Origin of the sequence: Bacillus sp. AFS098217, from assembly GCF_002551815.1 — a bacterium.
GTDB lineage: Bacteria > Bacillota > Bacilli > Bacillales > Bacillaceae_G > Bacillus_A.
In genome coordinates this window covers 283,692-307,122 of sequence record NZ_NVPR01000032.1, presented here as the reverse complement: position 1 = coordinate 307,122, position 23,431 = coordinate 283,692, and the positions used below count along the sequence as shown (strand labels likewise).

General features: G+C 35.0%; 28 protein-coding genes and 2 other annotated features. Of the genes, 17 read left to right on the top strand and 11 right to left on the bottom strand.

The features are described 5' to 3' along the window. The first annotated feature begins 26 nt into the window (after nucleotides 1–26). The gene (locus tag COO03_RS09875) at nucleotides 27–254 is read left to right on the top strand and encodes a YrhC family protein (protein WP_097896998.1); all 228 of its coding nucleotides are present in this window, start codon (nucleotides 27–29) and stop codon (nucleotides 252–254) included. Between the two features lie 103 nt (nucleotides 255–357). On the opposite strand, the gene COO03_RS09870 is transcribed toward COO03_RS09875, so the two are convergent. After that, nucleotides 358–654: an HAD family hydrolase gene (locus COO03_RS09870; RefSeq protein ID WP_097896997.1), complete on the bottom strand. Its 297-nt coding sequence runs from the start codon at nucleotides 652–654 to the stop codon at nucleotides 358–360. A 124-nt stretch (nucleotides 655–778) separates the two neighbouring features. Here COO03_RS09870 and COO03_RS09865 point away from each other — a divergent pair, with 124 nt between their 5' ends. Next, nucleotides 779–1,093: a substrate-binding domain-containing protein gene (locus tag COO03_RS09865; RefSeq protein WP_230322422.1), complete on the top strand. Its 315-nt coding sequence runs from the start codon at nucleotides 779–781 to the stop codon at nucleotides 1,091–1,093. Between the two features lie 4 nt (nucleotides 1,094–1,097). After that, nucleotides 1,098–1,604, top strand: a complete 507-nt coding sequence (locus COO03_RS09860; protein WP_097896996.1) for a GNAT family N-acetyltransferase — start codon at nucleotides 1,098–1,100, stop codon at nucleotides 1,602–1,604. An 11-nt stretch (nucleotides 1,605–1,615) separates the two neighbouring features. Here COO03_RS09860 and COO03_RS26385 read toward each other — a convergent pair whose 3' ends face one another. Then, the gene (locus tag COO03_RS26385; protein ID WP_098211966.1) at nucleotides 1,616–2,383 is read right to left on the bottom strand and encodes a CPBP family intramembrane glutamic endopeptidase; all 768 of its coding nucleotides are present in this window, start codon (nucleotides 2,381–2,383) and stop codon (nucleotides 1,616–1,618) included. 72 nt (nucleotides 2,384–2,455) lie between these two features. Between COO03_RS26385 and COO03_RS09850 the strand changes: the two genes are divergently transcribed. Together COO03_RS09850 and COO03_RS09845 are read left to right on the top strand one after the other, a co-directional pair. After that, the gene (locus tag COO03_RS09850) at nucleotides 2,456–2,914 is read left to right on the top strand and encodes a GNAT family N-acetyltransferase (RefSeq protein ID WP_097896995.1); all 459 of its coding nucleotides are present in this window, start codon (nucleotides 2,456–2,458) and stop codon (nucleotides 2,912–2,914) included. A 96-nt stretch (nucleotides 2,915–3,010) separates the two neighbouring features. Next, on the top strand, nucleotides 3,011–3,388 hold the full coding sequence (locus tag COO03_RS09845; protein WP_097896994.1) for a MaoC family dehydratase: 378 nt from the start codon (nucleotides 3,011–3,013) through the stop codon (nucleotides 3,386–3,388). Between the two features lie 59 nt (nucleotides 3,389–3,447). On the opposite strand, the gene COO03_RS09840 is transcribed toward COO03_RS09845, so the two are convergent. Next, nucleotides 3,448–3,993 (bottom strand): helix-turn-helix domain-containing protein, encoded by a 546-nt coding sequence (locus tag COO03_RS09840; protein ID WP_097896993.1) that lies wholly within the window; start codon nucleotides 3,991–3,993, stop codon nucleotides 3,448–3,450. 157 nt (nucleotides 3,994–4,150) lie between these two features. Here COO03_RS09840 and COO03_RS09835 point away from each other — a divergent pair, with 157 nt between their 5' ends. After that, nucleotides 4,151–4,555: a DoxX family protein gene (locus tag COO03_RS09835; protein ID WP_097896992.1), complete on the top strand. Its 405-nt coding sequence runs from the start codon at nucleotides 4,151–4,153 to the stop codon at nucleotides 4,553–4,555. Nucleotides 4,556–4,577: 22 nt separating this feature from the next. Beyond that, nucleotides 4,578–5,435, top strand: coding sequence for a VOC family protein (locus tag COO03_RS09830; protein ID WP_097896991.1), 858 nt, complete (start codon nucleotides 4,578–4,580; stop codon nucleotides 5,433–5,435). Nucleotides 5,436–5,451: 16 nt separating this feature from the next. On the opposite strand, the gene COO03_RS09825 is transcribed toward COO03_RS09830, so the two are convergent. Together COO03_RS09825 and COO03_RS09820 are read right to left on the bottom strand one after the other, a co-directional pair. After that, the gene (locus tag COO03_RS09825; protein ID WP_097896990.1) at nucleotides 5,452–5,766 is read right to left on the bottom strand and encodes a 4a-hydroxytetrahydrobiopterin dehydratase; all 315 of its coding nucleotides are present in this window, start codon (nucleotides 5,764–5,766) and stop codon (nucleotides 5,452–5,454) included. After that, nucleotides 5,744–7,501 (bottom strand): aromatic amino acid hydroxylase, encoded by a 1,758-nt coding sequence (locus COO03_RS09820; protein WP_097896989.1) that lies wholly within the window; start codon nucleotides 7,499–7,501, stop codon nucleotides 5,744–5,746. The genes COO03_RS09825 and COO03_RS09820 overlap by 23 nt, the downstream gene beginning before the upstream one ends. A gap of 161 nt (nucleotides 7,502–7,662) precedes the next feature. Then, nucleotides 7,663–7,891 (bottom strand) — a binding site (T-box leader). A 51-nt stretch (nucleotides 7,892–7,942) separates the two neighbouring features. Beyond that, nucleotides 7,943–8,171 (bottom strand) — a binding site (T-box leader). A gap of 129 nt (nucleotides 8,172–8,300) precedes the next feature. On the opposite strand from COO03_RS09820, the gene COO03_RS09815 reads away from it, so the two are divergent. Beyond that, nucleotides 8,301–9,539, top strand: coding sequence for a TolB family protein (locus tag COO03_RS09815; RefSeq protein ID WP_097896988.1), 1,239 nt, complete (start codon nucleotides 8,301–8,303; stop codon nucleotides 9,537–9,539). A 50-nt stretch (nucleotides 9,540–9,589) separates the two neighbouring features. Here the strand turns inward: COO03_RS09815 and COO03_RS09810 are convergent, their stop codons facing one another. Both COO03_RS09810 and COO03_RS09805 read right to left on the bottom strand, forming a co-directional pair. After that, on the bottom strand, nucleotides 9,590–9,712 hold the full coding sequence (locus tag COO03_RS09810) for a DUF4023 domain-containing protein (protein WP_097896987.1): 123 nt from the start codon (nucleotides 9,710–9,712) through the stop codon (nucleotides 9,590–9,592). Nucleotides 9,713–9,930: 218 nt separating this feature from the next. Further along, nucleotides 9,931–10,269, bottom strand: a complete 339-nt coding sequence (locus COO03_RS09805) for a phosphoglycerate mutase (protein ID WP_097896986.1) — start codon at nucleotides 10,267–10,269, stop codon at nucleotides 9,931–9,933. 203 nt (nucleotides 10,270–10,472) lie between these two features. Between COO03_RS09805 and COO03_RS09800 the strand changes: the two genes are divergently transcribed. The 3 genes from COO03_RS09800 (at nucleotide 10,473) to COO03_RS09790 (ending at nucleotide 12,342) form a co-directional block, all read left to right on the top strand. Next, entirely contained in the window at nucleotides 10,473–11,066 is a 594-nt protein-coding gene (locus COO03_RS09800) for a histidine phosphatase family protein (RefSeq protein WP_097896985.1), read from the top strand. Continuing rightward, entirely contained in the window at nucleotides 11,063–11,599 is a 537-nt protein-coding gene (locus COO03_RS09795; protein WP_097896984.1) for a delta-aminolevulinic acid dehydratase, read from the top strand. Before COO03_RS09800 ends, COO03_RS09795 begins: the two co-directional genes overlap by 4 nt. Nucleotides 11,600–11,841: 242 nt before the next feature. Beyond that, entirely contained in the window at nucleotides 11,842–12,342 is a 501-nt protein-coding gene (locus COO03_RS09790; RefSeq protein WP_097896983.1) for a DoxX family protein, read from the top strand. Between the two features lie 41 nt (nucleotides 12,343–12,383). Here the strand turns inward: COO03_RS09790 and COO03_RS09785 are convergent, their stop codons facing one another. Further along, nucleotides 12,384–13,262 carry an alpha/beta fold hydrolase gene (locus COO03_RS09785; RefSeq protein WP_373605243.1) on the bottom strand — a complete coding sequence of 293 codons (879 nt, stop codon included), beginning with the start codon at nucleotides 13,260–13,262 and terminating at the stop codon, nucleotides 12,384–12,386. A 24-nt stretch (nucleotides 13,263–13,286) separates the two neighbouring features. Beyond that, nucleotides 13,287–14,126 (bottom strand): GNAT family N-acetyltransferase, encoded by an 840-nt coding sequence (locus COO03_RS09780; RefSeq protein ID WP_097896981.1) that lies wholly within the window; start codon nucleotides 14,124–14,126, stop codon nucleotides 13,287–13,289. A 391-nt stretch (nucleotides 14,127–14,517) separates the two neighbouring features. On the opposite strand from COO03_RS09780, the gene COO03_RS09770 reads away from it, so the two are divergent. Next, a complete protein-coding gene (locus COO03_RS09770) occupies nucleotides 14,518–15,903 on the top strand; it encodes an alkaline phosphatase (protein ID WP_097896980.1) in 1,386 nt (461 codons plus the stop codon). 59 nt (nucleotides 15,904–15,962) lie between these two features. Further along, the gene (locus COO03_RS09765; protein WP_097896979.1) at nucleotides 15,963–16,436 is read left to right on the top strand and encodes a hypothetical protein; all 474 of its coding nucleotides are present in this window, start codon (nucleotides 15,963–15,965) and stop codon (nucleotides 16,434–16,436) included. Between the two features lie 406 nt (nucleotides 16,437–16,842). Here the strand turns inward: COO03_RS09765 and COO03_RS09760 are convergent, their stop codons facing one another. Then, nucleotides 16,843–17,922: a saccharopine dehydrogenase NADP-binding domain-containing protein gene (locus COO03_RS09760; protein WP_097896978.1), complete on the bottom strand. Its 1,080-nt coding sequence runs from the start codon at nucleotides 17,920–17,922 to the stop codon at nucleotides 16,843–16,845. Nucleotides 17,923–18,296: 374 nt separating this feature from the next. After that, entirely contained in the window at nucleotides 18,297–18,947 is a 651-nt protein-coding gene (locus COO03_RS09755) for a GTP pyrophosphokinase (protein WP_097896977.1), read from the bottom strand. A gap of 552 nt (nucleotides 18,948–19,499) precedes the next feature. Between COO03_RS09755 and rpmG the strand changes: the two genes are divergently transcribed. The 4 genes from rpmG (at nucleotide 19,500) to COO03_RS09735 (ending at nucleotide 23,365) form a co-directional block, all read left to right on the top strand. After that, complete coding sequence (gene rpmG, locus COO03_RS09750; protein WP_097896976.1) at nucleotides 19,500–19,649, top strand: 50S ribosomal protein L33; 150 nt, start codon at nucleotides 19,500–19,502, stop codon at nucleotides 19,647–19,649. Nucleotides 19,650–19,742: 93 nt separating this feature from the next. After that, the gene (locus tag COO03_RS09745) at nucleotides 19,743–21,233 is read left to right on the top strand and encodes a YcdB/YcdC domain-containing protein (RefSeq protein ID WP_097896975.1); all 1,491 of its coding nucleotides are present in this window, start codon (nucleotides 19,743–19,745) and stop codon (nucleotides 21,231–21,233) included. Between the two features lie 315 nt (nucleotides 21,234–21,548). Next, nucleotides 21,549–22,262, top strand: a complete 714-nt coding sequence (sigK, locus tag COO03_RS09740; protein ID WP_097896974.1) for an RNA polymerase sporulation sigma factor SigK — start codon at nucleotides 21,549–21,551, stop codon at nucleotides 22,260–22,262. 305 nt (nucleotides 22,263–22,567) lie between these two features. Beyond that, entirely contained in the window at nucleotides 22,568–23,365 is a 798-nt protein-coding gene (locus COO03_RS09735) for a phosphatidylserine decarboxylase (RefSeq protein ID WP_097896973.1), read from the top strand. The last annotated feature ends 66 nt before the right edge of the window (nucleotides 23,366–23,431 follow it).

Sequence of the window (23,431 nt, the reverse complement as noted above, 5' to 3'; positions counted from 1 at the left end):
CAGTGAGAAAGAGGAGTGGTAGATGTATGAAAGAATTACAACAGAAAATAGCAGATTATATTCGCTTCGGTCAAGTTCTTCTTGCAGTAGGAACATTTTTAATGATAGGTTTATTGCTTCCTAATGAGGGAAGAGAAACGATGCAATTCTTGGCGATGATGGGTGGCATTGTTTTGTTTTTATGTATATCATTTTTCTTTTTCAAACGTGCTAAAGAGTTGCGCAATCGGTTAGAGGAGAGCGAATATGAATAAGATTGCTAGATGAAACGCTACAAAAAGAGTGAAACTTTTTGTAGCGTTTTTTTTGCATAAGTAAAATTTTGCAGGAAATGTATGCAGTAGACAAGTTTTTTGTTTACTGCTTTTTTTTCGTTAAAACTTGTATATCACTATAGTCTGTAATGATAAAATCCGCATAAGGCATTAATTCTTCTATAGCATGCTTATGATTAGCGATACCTACAGCAATACTACCAGCATCTTTGGCCATTTTTACATCTACAACAGTATCGCCAACAATTTGTGAAAATTTCTGTTTTCGTAGTCTATCAATTTCTTGCCAAAACGGAATAGCTTGAAACAATGTACCATCTTTATCAAAGGCAATTGCTTTTGTTTCAATAACCTCTCCTGAAATTTGAATTTTTCCCATATTTTATGTCACCTCGTTTATAATAGATATAAAGCTTACCATAAACTGTACACTCTGAAATCCATTACAGCTACAGCAAGAATGGATATTTCCAAATTGTTTTGGATTGAAGGACGGAAAAAAGGTGATACATAGCATCCATTCCATGCAAAATACGCCAGATGCAATCTTTACAGGCAGTGATGAAATAGCTGCTGGCATGATTATGACAGCACAAAGATTGAACATTTGTATTCCGCAAGATTTTGGCGTTATAGGATTTGATAATCAAGAACTTTCGATGATGATGAATCCTAATATAACGACGATACAAACTTCTATTAAAAGTATGGCCAAAGCTTCTATTGCTTTATTGCATAAACAATTACAAGGAGAACCTGTACAGCAGATTCGATTGCCTATTTCAGTTATAGTAAGAGAATCTACGAGAAAGGAGTAAGGGTATGTTTCATACAGACCGTTTACAATTTCGTAAGTATACGATGGATGACTTAGAGTTTTACGCTTCCTTATGGCAAAATGAGAAAGTGATGCGCTATATTGGGAGTGGGACTCCCAAAACATATATGCAGTGTAAAAAAAGCCTCGAAAGCTGGGTTCTTCCAGGTTATAAAAATGGTCTAGGATTATTTTTGATGATTGAAAAGGATACGGGGACACCAATTGGGCATGCAGGGCTTGTAAGGCAGCAAGTAGAAGGAAAAGAAGAAATTGAAATTGGCTATTGGTTACTTCCAGAATATTGGGGGAAAGGATATGCAAAAGAAGCCGCGGCAGCGTTCCGGGATTATGGCTTCCAAGCATTAAGACTAAATAAGCTCATCTCTCTTATTAATCCGGATCATCCGGCTTCTATCTTTGTTGCCCGAAAAACAGGAATGAGTTATGAGAAGACAGCATCATTTCATGGAATAGATGTTCTTGTATATGCAATTAAAAGAACAGGATAAATCCTGCTCTTTTAAAGAATGAGACCACTAAATACCATTAATATATTTAAAACTACATGCCATATAATAGCTGGTATTATACTCTTTGACTTCACAACAATTCCTCCATAAAATACACCAGCTAAAATGAATGCAGTGCAAATACTCCAAGGAAAACCTAAAGAGTAATGTTGTAAACCAAAACCGATGCTTGTAAGTACGACAGCACATTTTTCACCAAGCTGATTTGAAAAATGACGCAGTAAGATTCCTCGCCAAATACATTCTTCTAGTACACCATTGATAATCGAAAACAATAAAGCAAATAACAAAATATGTTGTATGTAAGACCATTCTTTTTGCAGTAGAAAAGGTGTAAAGGTGATGATGTTAATAGAAATTGCGATGATAAGAAACATATAAATTTTCGCTTGATGAGGTCCACTCCAAATAAAAGGCATACGTAAAGTATTATTCCACTGTGGTGGATGCCAATTTAGAGATATCCGCTGTTTGCGTGCAAGAGCATCTAAGAGAAATGGCACAAAAACAAGAAGTAGGCAAAGACGTTTTACAATAATCGTTAGTTCTCTTGAAGAAAATGAAATTTGATTCATAGCAGATAAATAAAGGGAAAATCCAATCCCAAATAAAAGAGCAGTCCATACAAAATGATGATAATGTTGCTTTTTAAGTAAAGGAAGTAATGTAAGAAGCCATAGACTCAAAAATACTATATTAGTAGTTTGCACGGTAATCATAAGAAGTGTAAAAGAAAATAAACATAATAATTTCCCCATCTTTTTCTCTTTTTAAAAAGGTAATATTTAACTCTTAAAGAATAGTATATAACAATAAAAGGGGGAATGGGATTGTATATTTATCATAATGGGCTCATTATTCGAGAAGGAACGACAGGTGTACCAGCTTATGCAATTAAAAGTTTATTCGAAGATGCAGGCTGGAGTAACAATAGCATTCCATCTTGGCAAATTGAAAAATTTACGATAGCATTTGAAAATTCCACGTGGGCTTTTACGATTTGGGATGATGAAGAAATGATTGCGATGGTTCGTGTCATTTCTGACCAGATAATGGCTGCCAATATTATGGATTTAGTTGTGAAGTGTGAATATAGAGGAAAAGGATTAGGAAAGAAGCTCGTTTCCCTTTGTATGCAGAAACTACCCCATGGAGATTGGCTCGCCCATACATCTGCTAATAATTTTGATTTTTATCGTAGTTGCGGATTTGAAGTGCGAGATTTATCACAGAATGGGACATGTGCTTATTACGGTTATCATGAAGCGAAAAAGCAGGGACATCGATAGAAAGATTAAAAACTATAAAATGAACAATCATTCATTTTATAGTTTTTTTATGTTAATATTATAAAGAAAATTCAGAAATTTAAAAGGGGGATAAAAATGAATATAAAAGTCGGGGATACACTTCAGTATGAAAGAACATTTACAGAAGAAGAAGTTCGTGAATTTGCTCATCTTACAGGTGATAAAGGAAGACACCATATGGAGCATGATGAGCAGGGGCGTTTAATGGTGCATGGTTTATTAACTGCAAGCATAGGTACGAAAATTGGTGGAGACTTACATTACATAGCACGGGAATTGGTAAGTGAATTCATCAGGCCTGTTTTTACTGGAGATACAATTACTTGTGATGTAACTCTCATAAGTGTCGAACAAATGGAGGGGTATAAAAAGGTATCTATAGAGTCGGTGTATCGTAATCAAAAAGGGAAAGAAGTATTAGTAGGATCAAGTCATGGAATTGTACGAGAATAATACAAAAAGCCTGTTTTTCATTTTTGAAAACAGGCTTTTTGTATTGTTTGCATTGCTGTTTAATATACACGCTTTCGATTTTCAGCATGGCTGGAGATAAGTAATAATGCAGATTCCTCGCCAATATTGCGCACAATATGCGGTACGCATGCACTCCAGGAAAAAGAATCTCCTTCTTCTACAATTGCAATATCTTCTCCGTGCTGCACTTCTAATTTTCCACGTAACACAAGATGGCATTCTTCACCTTCATGAGCATTTGGTATGTTTTCTTTTGGGAACCCAATTGGGATTTCTACTAAAGATAAACGAAGACCACCTTGTTCAGCGACATGCTCAATTCTCTGCTCATCTTTTCCGTACACACTGTATTTTCGCTCTTCTTTTTTTACAATTTTCATGCGATCTTTTTGTTCAAGTAACAAATAAGGGAGAGGAACGTTTAAAAAATTAGAAATGGTTTCTAAAGTTGAAATGGATGGCGAGGTTTTATTATTTTCAACCTGACTCATAAAACCTTTAGAAAGTCCTGTTCCTTCACAAATTTGGGCGATTGTGATGCCTCTGCGTTGACGAATTTCACGTATTGCAGAACCAATGTTCATAAAATCAATCTCCTTTTTGTAAACAACTATTTGTATCATAGCAAAAAAATTATATTTTTTCTCAAGAAAAATGAATTGACGAATAAAAAAAAATATTGTATGTTTTGTAATGAGAATAAAAGTTTTGTATAACAAAACAATTAAAGGAGAGAAAGAAATGAATCAACAAATTGGTAATTTAATTATTCGTATCGTGTTAGGAATAACATTCTTCATGCACGGTTTAACAAAATTCCAATCAGGAATTGACAATATTGCAGGATGGTTTACAAGTATTGGTTTACCAGGTGGCCTTGCGTATGGCGTAGCAACAGCAGAATTAGTCGGTGGTCTATTATTAATTGTCGGTTTAGGTGTAAGATATATCGGGTTATTATTTGCATTAGTTATGGTTGGAGCAATTATAAAAGTAAAATGGTCAGCTGGTTTACTAGGAGATGGAAAGAATCCTGGATTTGAATTAGAACTTGCATTATTAGCAATGGGTCTTTACTTATTTGTTGCGAAAGCTGATGGTTTTGTAGATAATTTCTTAAAAGCCACTGTATTTAAAAAAGACTAATTGAACCTGGGGGTATAACAATATGAGCTTTCAACTTCATCCAAATACAACACTCGGCGTTGTTCATTTACACGTATCGAATACACAAAAGTCAATTGCATTTTACACAGATGTATTACGAATGAAAGTGATCAAAGAAGAGGAAACGATCGTTACGTTTGGTAATGAAGATAATGAACCCCTTCTTATAATAGAAGAGAAAGAGAATGCTCTTCCAAAGCAAAGAGGCCGCACTGGTTTATACCACTATGCAATCTTATTGCCAAGCAGAAAGGATTTAGCAAACATCCTTCTTCATCTTGTACAAAAAGTATATCCGTTACAAGGCGGAGCAGATCATTACTTTAGCGAAGCTATTTATTTGTCTGACCCGGATGGAAATGGAATTGAAATTTATCATGATCGTCAAAGAGAAGTGTGGCGTGATGAAGAGGGAGAGCTTCCATTTGTTAGTAACCCATTAGATGGTGAAGGATTATTACAACAAGGAAGTGCATGGAATGGGTTTCCAGGTGGTACGGTAATGGGACATGTTCACTTCCATGTAGCTGATTTAGAAGAAGCAAGACGTTTTTATGTGGATGGACTTGGATTTGAAGTAACAATCCCAGCTCGTAATGGTGCATTGTTTGTTTCAGCCGGTGGATATCATCACCATATTGGTTTTAATACATGGCAAGGTGAAGGGATACCACAGCAAATGCCAAATTCTGTTGGCTTGAAATATTTCACAATTGTACTAGCTGATGAGAAAGAAAAAGAGCAAGTATGTGAAAGCTTAAAATATATTGGCGCTATTGCGACGTACAAAGATGGAATACTACAAGTAGACGATCCATTTGGTCACTGTATTCATTTCATTGTAAAAGGAGAAGCCTAAATAAGGCTTCTCCTGTTTATTTTCTTATAATTGCTTTTTCATTTTGTAAAAAGAGTTCATCAAATTGTTTTGCTAGCTCAAAATCAAGTTTTGTTAAGCCTTTTGCATTCCATGATGACAAAGTGATAATGACTGCTTTATACTGGATAAGGATAAATGGATGGTGATTATGTTCTTCTGATAGTTTGGCGGCTTCAGAGACAAATTCGACACCTTTTAAGTAGTCGGAAAACATATATTTTCTTTCAATCCATTTTTCATCTTTCACTGTCCATTTATCTAACTTCATCAATTCCTCTTGTACTTCTTCATTTGTTAGGCGTTGCATCATTTTTCACATCCTTTATTGGAAGTAGGGTAAGTCCATTATGAATTAAACGTTGTACAGATTCGTTTTCTGTAAAAGCAGAGAGCTGCTCTTGTAATGTAGCAGATGTTTCGTGTCCTTTGTTATGTTCTAAAAGCAATTCTAAAATCTCAAGGCGAAGCAACCATTCTTTTGCGTAGAACTTATTTAATACTTCTTGAATGGCTACTAACTGTTCTACATGTGAATCTTGTAATGCTCCTTCGTTTCGAATATCACGAACCGTTTGATACATGCGATCAAGTTCCGTTAATGCAAGTGGCGTTGGTTCTTCTTCTTTTTCTTCATCCATCTGGAAGAATGCGGCTGCATCTGCTGCGCCCGGGAATACAGAAGTAATTTTTGAACCAACTGCCATATCAAACGCTCCCCATGAAGCAGCAAATAATAGACGATCTTTGTAGACAACTGTGCAATCAGTAAATGAGATAAGAGCAATCTTCTCATCGTTTTTCACAATGTCTGTTACGGTTCCTTTTACATGAACACCGCTTGTAAAGGAAAGTTCGGCATGATTACCGATAATAATGCCTAATGATTGTAATGTTTCTGCTGTACAGTCCTCTAATGCAATATTACCTTCTAACCAACCAACCGGTGTGCCAAATCCATCTTGGTGTACAGCTGTAGAATGATTCGCTAGTTGTTGATTGTTTAGCGCTAATGCGGTTGGTGTATTTGTTTTCATGTAAATCACTTCACCAGTATCATTTTGAATTGTTTCTGCAAATGTGCCTGTAATTTGTAACCCACTACTTAGTTCAGCTGTTGCTGTATTTTCAGAGCGGATTGCTTTTTCTAAGCCCTCTGTGCCTCCTATCTTGAAAGCCATTGTTTCAGAGAACTTTTCAAGCGCTTCTGTTAATTCTTCAAATGACTCACAAACAAATAGTTGAGGTTGCATTTTCGTCACATCATAGGTCGTTTTTGTGCAAGCTTCAATTGAGAATGGAACCTTTTTTACAGCGTCTGTTAAACAATATTTGCTCTCACCGACGGAGGAAAGAAGGCCAGCACCGTAAATTTTAGGATTATTTATATCTCCAATTAATCCATACTCGACCGTCCACCAGAATAGACGAGAAATTTGTTCTGCCTCTGATAATCCAGAAACAAGTTTTTGTTTTTCGATTACCTTTCTTTCGGCAGCTTCAACTTCTTCGGGTGTAGAAGTTGGACTTTCTTTCACGATTGTTAACGTGCGCACTGCTTCAAAAGCGTCATGTTCTTCTTTTGTTGAGAAAGCTTTTGCTCCAATTTGTCCAAATCGTTTTACATACTTTGCATATGTAGGATCAAGTAAGATTGGTGCATGACCAGCCGCCTCATGAACAATATCAGGAGCTGGTGTATATTCGATATTCTCTACTTTACGAATATCTGTTGCGATCGGTAATAAACCATGACCTTGGAAATCAAAGAATGCTACGCCAGGGATAAGTCCATCAATTGTTACTGCGCCCCAGCCGCTTGGTGCTAAGCATTCATTCATTTCTTCAACCTTTGGAATTGCATCTATATTAATACCAGATGATTGTAGCCCGTTGACATAGGCTGGATGGGCAACATCTTTGAGGAAACTATGATTTTGTCTCATAATGTAACGCCACACAGCGTGGTTAACTGGTGTGTACTGATCATAATGTTGCTTAGATACAAATGGTTTTAAATGTGATGGAATTTCTGTTTTTTTTGTCATTGATACATCCTCCTTTTTTATCTGTAAACATTGCTACGGTTTCTTTGGCATATATCACCACCTTTCAATTATTGTAAGCGCTTATAAAATTTTATCATAAGATTCGGAATTATTTAATATTTCTTTTGTGAGAAACAGAAAAAGCCCCTATCGGAAACTCCGATAGGGGCGAAAAAATCGCGGTACCACCCTATTTGTAAGCAAGAATGTGCTTACTTATCAGTTATTGATAACGGAAAAATCCGTCTCTTCCTTCATGCAATAAATAGCACTACGAAAAAGAAGCTCCAGAATTGTAATTCGCACTTGTATATGTACTGATTCACACCAACCATCAGCTCTCTGAGACAGGGATATAAGTTACTACTGCGATTCTTTCAACGCGTAATATATGAATTTGTTTAAAAAGGGGGATGCAAAAAAGTCCCTATCGGAAACTCCGATAGGGACGATAGAAATCGCGGTACCACCCTACTTGTAAACAGAAAAATTGTTTACCACTCACTTTAAGATAACGGAAAGACCCGTCTTTCCCTTCATGCTTACTTGCACTATGGGAAAGAAGCTCCAGAATTGTAATTCACGCTTGTATGTGTACTGATTCGCACCAACCATCAGTTCTCTGAGACAGGGATATAAGTCGCTACTAGGATTCCTCCAAAGCCGATATATAATTCGTTTAACTAAACTATGTTTTGTATTATGAAACTATATTTGAAAAGTTGTCAACAATAATTTTATTTAAATAAAAAATGCAGGGAATGATAAGATGGATGAGCGATAGGAGGATCGAAGAAAAATGTGGAAGCACCTTATTGTTTCTATTATCTGCATTTACTGTTTATGTGAAGCTGTGCCTACTGTTCAAGCTGAGATAAACGAGATAAAAGTAGCGTTTATTCGTGGTCATAATCTGTGGTTGAAAATAGATGGACAAGAAAAACAAATAACAAAAGGAGAGTACATAACAAAGCCAAAATGGTCACATGATGGGAAATGGATTGCATACGCAAAGGGGGAAGAACAAAATCGACTTGAATTGTACCGAGTTGCGGATGGAAAAAAGATTGTCCCGTTTCATGCAGAAGCAACAAACTATCAATGGTCCCCGGTAGAAAATACAATTGCATTTGAATTTACAGGCACGTTAAATATATTTGATGCAGAAAAAAAGAATGCAACATTTGAAAATGTATCGTCAGGTGTAGGGGATTATGCATGGTACCCAGATGGAAAGAAATTTCTCGTATCTTCCACTGCTCAGCTGCTTTCGACAGGTTGGACAGGAGCGCAGTTATATGAAGTGCAAAGTGATGCTGGAATGAATCCAAATAAAATGAAGCACCTGTATTCATTGCCGAGTATGCAGGAGGATTTCCTAGCTTATGTTGCAAGTAATTTCAAGTGGTCGCCAAATCAAAAGTGGATTGCTTTTTTAGCTGAACCAACTGCCTCGTGGTCAGCTGATAGTAATACACTTTGTCTTTTGAAAGCGGATGGCAGTCATTTTGAAAAAGTGGATCAAATGTTACTAAACGGCAGGTGGATACAATGGGCTCCATCGAAAAATATATTAGCTTATATTGAAGGAAGCGGGAGGGTTGCGTTAGAGAATAAACATTTTAAAGTAAAAGAGTTACCTGCTCTTCAGCGAGAAAAATTTACTCCTAAAGGATATGTTGATTGGGATTTTACTTGGCATAACGACAAACTGCTTACTCTTTCAAGAGCAAGAGAAATGGAGTGGGCAAACGAAGAAGAAAAAAGGTCATTACCTTCTTTATATCAAGTTGATATTGAAACGGATTTACAACGAAAGATTACAATCCCTCCTAACAAATATGGAGATTATCACCCATTGTATATAAAACGCAACAAGCAGCTGACTTGGGTGCGTTCAAATCGCAAAACAGCTAACATGTGGCTGGCAAACCGTGATGGATCGAAAGCGAAGAAATGGATTGGAAATATTGATGTACTGGGGAGTTATTATGAGATGTGGAATTGGGATGATGTTGTTTCTATAAAAGAGAACTAAAAAATGGATTCACCTAAAATTATTTTAGGTAAATCCATTTTTGCTGATGATTATTTGTGTGTTTTATTTGGTTTCTTTTTCCCAGGGTTCCCTTTACCTTGGTGTTTTCTGTTCTGCTCGTCTTTCGCTTGTTTCTCTTGTATTGTGTCTAAAAAGTCGTTTGAGTTACTCATTGATATATCCTCCTCAGAGTTTCGTTTTATCCCGCATTAACGAACAGTAATACTCTCACCTCAAAATTTGGCGAAAGCAAAGAAGTTAGGTGGGAGATAAACTGCCCGTAAAAGCCCGATTGGTGAGGGCTGATTAAAGTTTCACTTTATCTCTGTTACTATAACCATTTGGGAGGAAAATCATGAGTTTGAAATGATGGATTAATGAATGAACAGGCTTAAGCGCTCAATTTTTTTCGATAATATAAATAAAAAACTCCATACATGATGAAAAGTATAATTAAAACTTGTAACTCAACATTTTCTTTTAAAATAGTGGCGAAGGGATCTGGTAAGTAAGGTGATTTTTCTCCTCCACCTAAACCTAATAATTTATTAAAAAGGCTAATTATACAAAACATAAAAATTCCTGACCAACTCGCTATAATTGCTTTATGCTTAATTTTTTGTTCTCGCTCATCATCTTTAATCCAAGGATTAGCAGTTTTATCACTACTAAAAAATCCATTTATGTATCCCCATATTATCATGCCGATAAAATAAATAAGCCATTTCATCTTTGTGAACCCTCCTAAAAAAATAAATGGTGTAAAAAAGGTTTTACATCATTTATCATAATAATTTCCAAAATGTGTGTCAAATGTTTTTTACATTTGTATTTACCATTGCGCTAAAAAATATTGTGGAAGGAATTCAGAGGATGATAAAGAAGAAAGAATTGTAGAAGGAGGCGCTTATTTTTACTGAAAGGAATAAAACAATGAAACTTATTTTCATAAGACATGGTGAAGGGAAGCATACGAAAGATTTACCAATGAGTTTGCAAGTAGAGAATCCGCCTTTGACAAAAGAAGGTGAGAAACAAGCGTTATTACTTCAAAGTAGTTTGCCACTAGAGGAAACTGATGTATTAATCGCAAGTCCCACCCTCCGAACATTACAAACTGCGGCAATATGGAGTTCGCAAATGTTCTGTCGTAAAGTAACACATCCGTATATTTCCCCGCGTATTTTTCCGTATCGTAAAGGAGCGAGAACATTGCCTTGTGATCAGTTACTAAATCAGCAGTTGATTCAAGAATTATTTCCTAGTTTTTCTTTAGGAGAAAGTATAAATGGTATATTGTGGAATGAGGGGGTGAATACGATTTCAGAGACGGAATTTTGGAATATTGCAGATCAATTCATCAATTGGTGCTGTACATTAAAGGCAGAAAGAATCTATGTTGTTTCACATGATGGAACAATCACGGCATATAGGCAGTACTTACAAAAGCAAGCGCTAACCAGAGAAGACTTTTTAGAAGAAACAGGTATATATGAAATGACCTTAGGAACGGAGGGATTCATTTGAATATTGCATTGGTAGTTGGGGATAATTCTGATTTAGAAGCACAAGCACTTCGAGCGACATTTGAGTATTTGGGGGCAAGAGTTATTACATATTGGATTTGTCGGCCACGTGATTTGATAGATGTTCTTTCAGGGAAAAGTTTGTATGAAGATGTAAATTATATTATTTTTTGTTTCCATGGTGATGAAGGTGAGTTAATAATGGGGGAATTAGGAGAAGATGTATATGAAGAAGATGAACCGAGAGGGAACTTTGGTGTAGGTGAAATCAAACGATATGCAAAATTGCATAATAAATATATTATCAATAGTGGCTGTACTTTAGGGGATCCAAAACTTGCGGAAGTTTTTTTAAATAGTGGTGTGAAAGCATACATTGGTTCAACAGATTATGTGGATGGAAATGCAGCACTTATGTTTACAATTCGCTTATTTTATGGAATTATCAATCATCAAAAAACAATAGACGATGCATTTCAAGATGCGAAACTATTAGATGATGAGACTCTTACATTTGAACTGTATAAAGAATAAAACGTACTTNNAAGTACGTTTTATTCTTTATCATATCATTTTTTTATGAAAGATAGTGAAAATCATTATCAATTATGTTATGATGTGTTTAAGTTTTTTGCAGGGAAATGAAAGTAACTATATAAATGTTAGTCTTTAACAATCTATGTGATTATCATAATTGATAATTAACATGATAAAATAAGTAACTAATGTTATTGCATTTTCTGTAACTAACTTAATTACAGTTTTAGGGGGATTATATGGTTATTCAATTTTTGAGAGAAAACAAAGCAGTTTCTTTTGTGTTAGCGGTTATCCGTGTTTATCTTGGGTATACATGGGTGATGGCTGGTATCGGTAAACTCCAAGGTAATGGATTTAATGCGACAGGTTATTTGCAAGGAGCTATTGAAAAATCAAAAGGAGCACAACCAGCTGTTCAATCTTGGTGGGCATCATTTTTACAAGACTTTGCCATCCCGAATGTCGATCTATTTAACACACTTGTAACGTGGGGAGAGATTCTAGTTGGAATAGGTTTAATTGTAGGTTGTTTAACGAAAACAGCTGTCTTTTTTGGCCTTGTAATGAACTTTTCCTATATGTTTAGTGGGTCTCTAGGTGTAAATCCACAAATGGTTATTTTATCTATGTTCGTTCTTGTCTCTGGTATGAATGCCGGAAAACTTGGAGTCGATGGCTGGATTGTACCCAAATTACTAGGTTCAAAAATGCACAGACGACAAAAACCAGCTGCTTAATATATGCAACGGGTATCTCAAAGATGGGATACCCGTTTTTGTTACTTCGTTGTTTGGATTGGATTCTTTTCAAAAAATTCTTTTACATATCCCATAAATTCTTCTGGTTCTTGGCGAAATGGTGCATGATAACCTTTTTCTATAACGTGGAAAGTACTGTTTTTTAAGAATTGATGATAGGATTCACCTTCTGTAACAGGGACACTATCGTCATGTCTTCCCCAAATAATTAAAGTTGGAGCTTGAATTTTATTAGCATTAATACGAAGACGGTTGGCCCACAGCGTGTTTTTCATTTTTGTATAGTGTTCTGTGTCATTCCGTTTGAATTTTACTTTGCTTTCATCATAATTTGCAATAGAAGAAACCGTATGTAAATCGCTCGATAGCTGAGGCTTTGGTGAGCCTTTTTTATTCGTTAACGATCTAATCCCTGTGGCATCCGTTAAAATAAGATGGGTCACTGCATCGGGATATAAGTATGTTAAATTTAGAGAAATTTCTCCTCCCATGGAGTGACCAAGGACTGAAAATGTATCGTAGCCTAGTTTTTTCATTAACTTATAATATAAGTTTGCTTGATTTGGGAATGTATATTGGAAATCCATTGGTTTAGACGAGCGACCAAATCCTAAAATGTCAACAGCAATAATGGTATGGTCTTTTGCTAATTCGGAATAAATATCACGAAAGCCGTTAGATGATCCGTCGAATCCATGAAGCATAAGTAATGGTGGTTTCTTTTTTCCAATTTGTTTGAAATAAATAGTTTGTCCATCTATTTCGACCATTTTTTCATCGGTAGTTAATTTGGTTGCAATTGTATCTTTTACTTGTTTTGCTTGTTCTGCTGGCTTTTCTGCCATACTGCATCCCGCTAATAGGGTAAGAGCGAGGCAACTCACCATATAATATTTCATTCGATTCAAATAGGTGTCCCCTTTCTAACATAACGCTGCATCTATCATAGCAAATAGCATATCGCGATTTCCAGAGAGGTGTTTTCCATTTTTTATCATAAGAGGTGAAAGTAGTGTTTCTTGGAAATTTTCTGCTTGAAGGTATTTACGAAATGTAAATTGTGAATGTGGAACATCAATACGGATTGCTCCATTCCAAGCGTTACAAATCATTTGTAATAACCGTATAGCATCTTCCTCCTGTTTGGCGATCATGGGGGTAACGCATAATACATCCCCTTTTTGTGTACATAATGCAAAGGCTTCTATTTTATGGTCTTTTTCTAATTTAAGAGAGAAGTTGGCCCTAGATAGTAATAATGAATAGAGATGTGATCGATGAGCGGCTGTTGCCATTTGATCCAGTTCAATGAGAGAGTCAAGATCATGTTGTTCAATTTGTTTTAAATGAGAGAGATTCGTAGTTGAGTTCGTAACAAGTTTTTCGAATCGATGAATTTTTGTTATTGTCTTAAAACCATATGATTCATATAAAGGTATACCAGCTTCTGTTGCAATAAGGATAGTAGGAAGGGCGGCCTCGGCTAGTTGCAGACAATGATCTAGCAAGGCGCGGCCAATTCCTTGTCTCTGAAAGTCAGGATGAACGATTAACATACCAATGGAAGAAAAGCCGGGTTCAAAAGGAAATACTCCTCCAGTAGCGATTAGTTTGTTGCGATGGAGACACCCGAATAATGTTCCGACTGAAAGGTACATTTCAAATTGTTTCTTCATAAACGATTCATGCTGTAACCAACCAACAGCCTCACAAAGCGAAAGAAGATCTGGAATACTAGATTCATTTAGTTTTTGTATTTGCATAGAGAATCACCACATTTCTAATTATATATACATCAATTAAAAAACCGACATATCCCCCTTTTCTTTTTAGATGGGAGAGAGCATCTGGCCATGCATAGAAGCGGTCAGGGCTTTTTTCTGCTACATGCGAAGTGAAAACAGAAAGAGCAAACGATAGTAAGAATATTTTATCATAGGAAATGTAAAGATTTTGTTGTGAATTTGCAGAAAATCCAATCCACTTACATGTGTTTTGTAAAATCTATATTTCATAACAATAGACAAATAAATACAAATTATAACTATAATTTACATAACTTAACAAAATATTTACATAAGTCTAACTCTTCCTTAATAGTTTTCCATTAAATTGAGTAGAGGGAACTTAATAACCTATTAGGGGGACAAAAAAGTGAAAAAGTTTGTAAAGAAAGCATGGCCGTTTGCTGCTGTTGCATCTTTAGCAATTGCTTCAGTAACAACATGGAACTTTACGCGTTCGGATGTAATCAAGGCAGACGGAAAAGAAAATGATGCAAAAATTAAGAACGTCATCGTATTAATTGGGGATGGTATGGGGCCTTCTTATATGACAGCTCATCGTTATATGAAAGATAATCCAAAAACATTTGAAATGGAGCCGTTAGAATTTGATAAACATCTTGTAGGAACACAAAAGACATATCCAGAAGATGAACATGAAAATATTACGGACTCGGCATCGGCAGCAACAGCGATGTCAGCGGGTGTGAAAACATATAATGCAGCAATTGCAGTTGATAATGATAAAACAGAAGTAAAAACGGTACTTGAGCAAGCGAAAGAACAAGGGAAATCAACAGGGCTAGTTGCAACTTCTGAAATTACACATGCAACACCAGCTGCCTTTGGTGCACATGATATTAGTCGTAAAAATATGGATGCAATTGCGAATGATTACTTTGATGAAAAAATTAAAGGTAAGCATAAAATAGATGTTATGCTTGGCGGCGGTGTGAATAACTTCGTAAGAAAGGATCGCAATCTTACAGAAGAATTTAAGAAAGCTGGCTATAGTTATGTAACGGATCGTCAGCAATTATTAAACGATAAAAATGATCAAATTCTTGGTTTATTTGCACCAGGTGGTTTAGATAAAATGATTGATCGTAATGATCAAACACCTTCATTAGAAGAAATGACAAATGCAGCCATTAATCGCTTGAATAAAAATAATAAGGGATTCTTCTTAATGGTCGAAGGTAGCCAAATTGACTGGGCTGGTCATGATAATGATGTAGTGGCAGCGATGAGTGAGATGGAAGACTTCGAAAGAGCGTTTAAAGCAGCAATCGAATTTGCGAAAAAGGATAAGCATACATTAGTCGTTGCAACTGCTGACCATTCTACAGGTGGTTTCTCTCTAGGTGCGAACGGTGAATATAACTTTAAAGTAGATGCAATTAAAGCTGCAAAACGCACACCAGACTTTATGGCAAATGAAATTGTAAAAGGTGCAAATGTAGAAGAAACATTGAAAAAATATATTGATTTAGAATTAACGCCAGAAGAAATTAAAGCTGTTAATGATATTGCTCCATCAAAAGATGTAACGAAAATTGATAATGCAATTGAAGATATCTTTAATAAGCGATCAGTTACAGGTTGGACAACAGGTGGACATACTGGTGAAGATGTAAACGTATATGCATTTGGACCAGGTAAATACTTATTCTCTGGTGTTCAAGAAAATACAAATATAGCAAAACGTGTTTTCGATATTGTTGGCGGTGGTGACCCGAATAAAGGTAGACGCTAATTGCGAAATAAAAAGCGGGGCAGTTTGCCTCGCTTTTTATTTTTGGGGGAGGAAATAGGATGCGAAGATTCATTAAGAAATTAGGGATTGTTATTGCAGCTGGATTATTGTTAATGGGATGTCAATCTCAGCAGGAAACACAGAAAAAAGAGGTAGAGAAGAAAGACATCACAGTGAAAAAAGAAGTGAAACTACATATAACACCAGAAGATGAAAAAGAAGTTCGAAATGTAATTGAGGCATTTGTTCAAACAACGAATGACAAAAACCTCGATCAACATATGGCGTTGTTTTCAACCAAAATTGTTGGTGCTGAAGATTTACGGACACAAAAAGAAGCAGCATTTCAAAGAGGAAATAAAAAAATTGAGTTAGAGCATGTTCAGATTAAAGATACGAAAGGTAATTTTGTTATTGCGGAAACAGAAGAAAAAGAAATGGATAGTGGAAAATCTCTTCAGAAAAAAGTGCAGTATGCACTTGGAAAAGAAGAGGAACATTGGAAAATTGAAGAGGTTCGTACGATAAAGTGAAACTTTAATCAGTGGGGGTTTTCTTCATCCCACATTGGTGGTTATTATCTCCCACCAATCGGACTTTTACGGGCAGTTTATCTCCCACCTAACTTTTTTGCTTTCGCCGAATTTTGAGGTGGGAGTCTTACTACCCGCAAATAGGGGGATAAAAAAGAAATAAAAAAGGCTTTGTATTAGGATAAGTAGTTCCGATAACGTGGAGAAAATTTAAATTCACAGTAAAATTTTCGTACCAAAAAACGATACAATTAGCAATAAATTTAGCACATAAAAATGCTTAGATACATCTCCAAGCGTTGTTTAGCGTGTTTATTTTTTGTTCTTGAACTAATACCATAATTTATATCATAAGGTTGTCCAAGAACAAAGGGGAATTAAGAAGAACCACTAAGCTATAAATACTTTATTTTTGAAAAAATTCTTTAAAAGTTACATCTTTACAATTTATTTCAGAAAGTATTTCATCTACACTCGTTAGTTCAGAAGGAAAAACTACACCTGTTATCTTTTTATTAACTGCTATCTTGGCCAAGGCAGCTGTAACCATAGCCGTTAAATGATAATCAGAAAAGGTGGATAAGGATAAAGTTTTTTTACACTTTGTATCATCAATAACCCCTGTTACTTCTACTGTAAGAAACGCATCTTCATTTTTATTGGGGTTATGTTTAACAATTTTTGAAAGAAACTTGTTATTATTAAGCTTAAGGATAACATCAATTAATCCAAATTTTTTAAGGAAAGAGATTTGTTTGTTAAAGAAAACACTATTCCAAGAAGTCCAATAGTTTATATTTTTAATATGTAGTGCTTTTTGTAGGAATTGTTTTTCAGCATGGTCAATTAGTCTTACTTCCCGATTATCATTTGGTTCAAAGAAATACATTCTTCTTTTTTTGGAAAATCCTGATAAGTTAGTTGAATGGCGGTCTTCATAATAATCGACACGTTGAGAAATTATTTTTAACATGTCTAAAATTCCTGATATTCCAGCTTTTGCATTAGTATTTTGTAGTAGCCCTACATTCACCTCTGTTATTTCATGAAAATTTGAGACTGCTTTTTTAACCATCAATCCAGATAATCCTGGAAAGAATCCAGACATTACGATTGACCCTACTTCATTTTTTTCAGTGTCTTGATGCAATATTTCTATTTTTTTTACAAAGTCCGTAAATGGTGTAACATCGATACATAGAATATCGTTATTTACACAAGCTTTTTGAATATATGGGTTTTGTTGTTTTAAAATAACTATTACAATGTCAATATTTTTAAGTATTTTCTTTGTATTTTCTTCATTAGTTACATCTAAATATTGAAACATCACTTCCTGATCAAATGACTTTGCTAATCTCATTCCTCTATCAGCTTTATAGTCAGTAACTGTTAATTTAACTTGATTATTAAATATACGAAGTAGTTCTGTACAAACTAATTTACCAAGAACTCCCGAAGCACCGACAACCATTATTTTTTTCATTGTATCCCCTCCCTCTAAGGAGTTATTCTTTATTCAGTCTGATTCAAGTATTCTGCTCATTAGTTTACATACAACTTTTCGGAATCTGTATATTCATTTATTTTAACACAAAATTTCCATTTACCTTCCAAAAAAAGTTTTCCCAATATTAAGTGAACTATTTTAGATATATTATGTTTTTAAATCGAATACCTTATCAGTTATACGTAATCATTGAGTGCTATTTCATATCTTTTTTTGCTTATATATCAAATCATTAAAAACGTTGAAATAATAGCAAAAATAAAAGACCAAATCAATATGTGATTTGGCCTAATAATTTGTATGCTATTTCTATTGTTTCTCCACGAAAGCTGAACTACTTAGTATGATTTTTATAATGGTAATAAAATTTGATTTGAACATGCTTCAATATCATCGATATCTTGGCGGATTGTTGCCATTTTATTATCAAGTTCTTCAGCTTTCATGGCAGCATCGTGAAGTTCATCTTTCAAATAATCGGGAATATTCCCTTCATATTTATAGTAGAGCTTGTGCTCTAAACTTGCCCAAAAGTCCATTGCAAGTGTACGTAACTGAATTTCTGCAAAGACATCTTTTGTGCCAGAATTCAATGATAATGGATACTTAATGATCATATGCAAACTTTTATAGCCATTTTGCTTTGGATTGGCTATGTAGTCTTTGACTTCTACAATTTGCATGTCTTCACGATTTTCAATAACTTCCTTTAAGTGGTAGATATCTTCTACAAAGCAGCATGTAATCCGTATGCCGATAATATCCTGTAAATGTGTTTGGGCATTCTCAATTGTTGGAGCTAAATTTTTACGCTCCAGTTTTTTTATGATGCTTGCAGGTTGTTTTAATCTTGTTTTTATATGTTCAAACGGGTTATAGTCTTCTAAAAATTGAGCTTCCCGGTTCATAATTTCGAATTTTGTTTTTAACTCTTCTAAAGCGAATGTATATGGTAATACAAATGCTTTCCAATAGTTAACAGTTGATTGATTATAGTCCATTTATATACACACCTTTTCATATTTACAAGTCAGGTTGCTTATTATACTAAATACCAAATCATATAAGCACATGCTGCAAATGATGAAATCATAAAACGATATTTAGCTTTCATGTTTTTAACTCCTTTCTAATGAGGCTTCATATATTCATAAATGAGATTTTTAGTAAATTCATTATGTACAAATTTAATAGTAATCGATTGATGTGAATTTCGTATGAACTAATTGTTGCAGTTTTTTGTCTTTTCTGTAATAAATGCTAAAATCATCTTAAAATCAAGATGGTTTAGTCGCTTTCTTTCTATTTATCCCGCTATTTGCGGGGAGTAAGACTCCCGCCTCAAAATTCGGCGAAAGTAAAAAAAGTTAGGTAGGAGATAGAACGCCCGTAAAAGTCCGATTGGTGAGGGCTAATAATCAGTAGGGGATGAAGAAAACCTCACTGATAAAAGTTTCACTTTATTATGTAATTGACAAATGAAATTTTAATGTATAATATATAAATCGTAATCATTACGTTTTATTTGCAATCTTTGAAAAGGAGGGCTACATATGCGCGTAAATATAACATTAGCTTGTACAGAATGCGGTGATCGTAATTATATTACAAAGAAGAATAAGCGAAATAACCCAGAACGTATCGAACTAAAAAAATATTGTTCACGATTAAAGCGGGTAACATTGCATCGTGAAACGAAGTAAAACAGCTAGAGAAGTCTAGCTGTTTTTTCTATAGATTGAGGGACTTTTTCTAGAAAATGATATAATTACCATATCTAGAGATAGGGAGAGGATATGATGAATCAAAAAGATGAAGAAAGAAAAAAGCAAGTAGCACATATTATTGAAATTCCAGCTGAATATCATCTTGTTGTGGATGATCAAACAGTGAATGAACCGTTTCATGTATTATTTTGGGAACATCAAGATAATAACGAGAAGAGCATACGAATTTCTTTAAATAGATATACAGGTAAATTAATCGAATTGGATATAGATGATGAAGCATTTTTCCCAAGTAACAATGAAGAGATGGGAGAGGAAGCAGCGAAGGAAATTGCTCATTCATTTGTAACGAAATACATAACAACAGAATATGAAGAATACACATATATGGATGTAAAAGAATGGTGTGGAATGCAAGAAGTTCACTATTCTCAAGAGGTAAATGGGTACCCTTTGCCGCATACGGGATGTATTGTGCGAATTCATCCGTCAGGAAATGTTATTGCATTTCGTAATCATAATGGCAAAAAAGAAAAGCCAGTATGGCCCGAAGTGATTATCGAAAAGGAACAAGTTTTACAGCAGCTGAAAGAGAGACAAGAGATGAAACTTGTGTTTGCACAATTATTTCCTGAATTATATGAGTATGAGGGTGGAAAAGAGGCAAACGGATATCGACTTGTTTATGAGCCAGAGCCAATTTCTGCACTGGTTGATGCATGCACAGGGGAAAATTTATTTGAACCAGAACATTATAAATTACCGTCCACTGTGGCGATAAGCATGCTCCCAAATAATAAGGAACAAGAAAAAGATATTTTCCGTTTACTTGCTTTAGAAGAGAAAGGATTCGTGAAAGTATCTGAGGATGACTGTGGAAACGAAATAAGGATGAGATTTGTTCCAAAGGAAGAATTGCAAAATAAGCAGGAAGCAAATACATATTTAATGGATGACTTTTATAAAAAGCATTTACCTATGTTGCGATATAAAAATCATGTGATGGTTGGGATTGATAAAGCAACAAATACGTTGCTTCATTATTTCTGTGCAATCCCTGAAAGAGAAGAAAAAGTAATATTATCACGAGAAGAATGTTTAGAAAAAGCACTGCAGTTTTTAGAACATGTCATTCCGAATGCGGCTGAGTATCTCCGTCTTTGGGATAATCATGATGAAGAGGATAGTCCGGGGAGATTTTGTTTTTCTGTGTATATAAATGGCATTCCAGTTGAGTGTTTATTGGTTATGATTAACATAGATACAGAAACGGGAGACGTTACAATGTATAGGGGTATATCTCAAGGTATAATAGAAGAGTTACTTACTTATGAAACTAGCGCAAAGATACGAAAAGAGCAGGCGTTAAAAACATATAGAAGTGCTCTTCGTGTTGAATTACAGTGGCATGAAAATCATGATACAGATACACCGAAGTATGAACTCATATATAAACAAATGGCAACTGAGGGTAGTGAAGAATATCAGAAAGATGCTAGCGTATGCCGTAAAATTCGCTATATTGATGCACATACTGGAGAGATAATTTGGAGTAAGTAATTTTTAAGTAAACAGTTCTTGAATAAGAAGATTAGAAGAAAAGAGTTATAAAAATATCTTATTTGTTCGTCCTTTTTAATAGGTGGAAGACTTACTACTGCTTCTAAACAGTATTTCCCACTCTTTAGAACGGGCTTTAGTTGCATAGCCATATTTTCATTCTTATAGTGATATATAATTATAATATGTATAAAAATAAATTTAAATATTCTACTTGGAAAGTTATGGAGTTTCATATTTAAGCTGTACAGACACAAACAATCATCTGCCCACATACATATAGTAAAGACCACTATTTTGGCGGAGGTGAAGGGTTTGAGTCTATTCGCCGCAATTGGATACATGGTTCGCGAAGTGTTTGTATTTGTTTCTTATGTAAAAAACAATGCATTTCCACATCCATTATCATCAGATGATGAGAAAAAATACTTAGAGCTGATGGAGCAAGGTGATGCTCAAGCGAGAAATCTGTTAATTGAACATAATTTACGGCTTGTGGCTCACATTGTTAAGAAATTTGAAAACACAGGTGAAGATGCTGAAGATTTGATTTCAATTGGTACAATCGGACTTATTAAAGCGATTGAAAGTTATTCAGCAGGGAAAGGAACGAAGCTTGCAACATATGCAGCGCGTTGTATTGAAAATGAAATTTTGATGCACTTACGTGTGCTAAAGAAAACAAAAAAAGACGTCTCGCTTCATGACCCGATTGGACAGGACAAAGAAGGTAACGAAATATCATTGATAGATATCCTAAGATCTGAGTCCGAAGATGTAATTGATATGATTCAGCTTAGCATGGAATTAGAAAAGATTAAGGAGTATATCGATATTTTAGATGAACGAGAGAAAGAGGTTATTGTAAAGCGATTTGGACTTGGACTTGATAAAGAGAAAACGCAGAGGGAAATTGCAAAAGCACTTGGGATTTCAAGAAGTTACGTATCTCGAATTGAGAAGCGAGCATTGATGAAAATGTTTCATGAATTTGTGCGGGCAGAGAAGGAGAAGAAAGCAAAAGAATAAAATAGGTAAACGGCTGCGGCTTACGTCCAGTCGTTTTTCTTTTTTTGTAAAAAGGAAATAAAACGAGAAACTCTAAGAAGAAATATACGTTCACTGTTGAAAATGACGGATTCTATCTGTAATATTAGAAGGTGCTAACGAATTTATGAAAGAAATTGTGTTTATTTTTTCTTTTTGTATGATTAGATTGGTTTGTATGTGGAAATAAGAACCATTTTTTTAGGTTTCACTGTATGATATAGAAAGAAAAGAAGGGAAAGCTAAATGTAATTGTTATTTTAAGACGGATTAGGAGGTTTCGCGGTTTGCGACGTACATTATATCGACTTATGATCGAACTGACAAATGGACGGTTTACTTCTTATATATTACGTAAATTTGCACAGTCTCGTTTAAGTTCCATGATTATTCCATCCTACGCAAAAGTGTTTCAATTAAACCAAGATGAGATGGAAAAGGATTTAAAAGAGTATCGAACGCTGCATGAATTATTTACACGTAAGTTAAAAGAAGGAAAGCGAACAATTGATGCTGAACTATCAAATATTGTTAGTCCTGTTGATGGGGTTTTTGCTGATTCCGGCCCGATTGAAGAAACGAAAACATTTGATATTAAGGGCAAGCGCTATTCAATTGTGGACATGCTAGGTAATGAAGAGAGAGCAAAGCGCTATATCGGCGGTACATATATGGTTATTTATTTAAGCCCTAGTCATTATCATCGTATTCATAGTCCACTTTCCGGTTCTGTGACAGAGCGATTTGTACTGGGAAGAAAATCATATCCAGTAAACGCAGCGGGCATGAAATATGGGAAAGAACCTTTGTCAAAGAATTATCGTTCTGTCACAGAAGTAGACAGTGAAGGGCAGCATATGGCACTTGTAAAAGTAGGTGCTATGTTTGTAAATAGTATCGAGCTTCTTCATGAAAGAAACACTGTTCAAAAAGGTGAAGAGATGGCATACTTTACATTTGGTTCAACAGTTGTTTTATTGTTTGAAAAAGGAATGATTGAAACTGTTTCAACGTTAATGAGTGGTCAAGAACTGCGCGTTGGTGAAAAGATCGCAACTCGATTATCTCATGATAATGAGCAGTAAAAGTTTTATCACAAACTTGTGAGGGCTCAAAGAAGCGAGATGGGCTGATGTGCCTAATGAAGGGTT

Coding starts and splice junctions, on each gene's coding strand:
- COO03_RS09860 (WP_097896996.1), top strand. CDS start 1,098: ATGTTTCATACAGACCGTTTACAATTTCGTAAGTATACGATGGATGAC.
- COO03_RS09755 (WP_097896977.1), bottom strand. CDS start 18,947: ATGGACTATAATCAATCAACTGTTAACTATTGGAAAGCATTTGTATTA.
- COO03_RS09785 (WP_373605243.1), bottom strand. CDS start 13,262: ATGAAATATTATATGGTGAGTTGCCTCGCTCTTACCCTATTAGCGGGA.
- COO03_RS09875 (WP_097896998.1), top strand. CDS start 27: ATGAAAGAATTACAACAGAAAATAGCAGATTATATTCGCTTCGGTCAA.
- COO03_RS09845 (WP_097896994.1), top strand. CDS start 3,011: ATGAATATAAAAGTCGGGGATACACTTCAGTATGAAAGAACATTTACA.
- COO03_RS09825 (WP_097896990.1), bottom strand. CDS start 5,766: ATGATGCAACGCCTAACAAATGAAGAAGTACAAGAGGAATTGATGAAG.
- COO03_RS09745 (WP_097896975.1), top strand. CDS start 19,743: ATGATGAATCAAAAAGATGAAGAAAGAAAAAAGCAAGTAGCACATATT.
- COO03_RS09765 (WP_097896979.1), top strand. CDS start 15,963: ATGCGAAGATTCATTAAGAAATTAGGGATTGTTATTGCAGCTGGATTA.
- COO03_RS09830 (WP_097896991.1), top strand. CDS start 4,578: ATGAGCTTTCAACTTCATCCAAATACAACACTCGGCGTTGTTCATTTA.
- COO03_RS09820 (WP_097896989.1), bottom strand. CDS start 7,501: ATGACAAAAAAAACAGAAATTCCATCACATTTAAAACCATTTGTATCT.
- COO03_RS09800 (WP_097896985.1), top strand. CDS start 10,473: ATGAAACTTATTTTCATAAGACATGGTGAAGGGAAGCATACGAAAGAT.
- COO03_RS26385 (WP_098211966.1), bottom strand. CDS start 2,383: ATGGGGAAATTATTATGTTTATTTTCTTTTACACTTCTTATGATTACC.
- COO03_RS09780 (WP_097896981.1), bottom strand. CDS start 14,126: ATGCAAATACAAAAACTAAATGAATCTAGTATTCCAGATCTTCTTTCG.
- COO03_RS09870 (WP_097896997.1), bottom strand. CDS start 654: ATGGGAAAAATTCAAATTTCAGGAGAGGTTATTGAAACAAAAGCAATT.
- COO03_RS09815 (WP_097896988.1), top strand. CDS start 8,301: ATGTGGAAGCACCTTATTGTTTCTATTATCTGCATTTACTGTTTATGT.
- COO03_RS09805 (WP_097896986.1), bottom strand. CDS start 10,269: ATGAAATGGCTTATTTATTTTATCGGCATGATAATATGGGGATACATA.
- COO03_RS09810 (WP_097896987.1), bottom strand. CDS start 9,712: ATGAGTAACTCAAACGACTTTTTAGACACAATACAAGAGAAACAAGCG.
- COO03_RS09840 (WP_097896993.1), bottom strand. CDS start 3,993: ATGAACATTGGTTCTGCAATACGTGAAATTCGTCAACGCAGAGGCATC.
- COO03_RS09760 (WP_097896978.1), bottom strand. CDS start 17,922: ATGAAAAAAATAATGGTTGTCGGTGCTTCGGGAGTTCTTGGTAAATTA.
- COO03_RS09835 (WP_097896992.1), top strand. CDS start 4,151: ATGAATCAACAAATTGGTAATTTAATTATTCGTATCGTGTTAGGAATA.
- COO03_RS09790 (WP_097896983.1), top strand. CDS start 11,842: ATGGTTATTCAATTTTTGAGAGAAAACAAAGCAGTTTCTTTTGTGTTA.
- rpmG (WP_097896976.1), top strand. CDS start 19,500: ATGCGCGTAAATATAACATTAGCTTGTACAGAATGCGGTGATCGTAAT.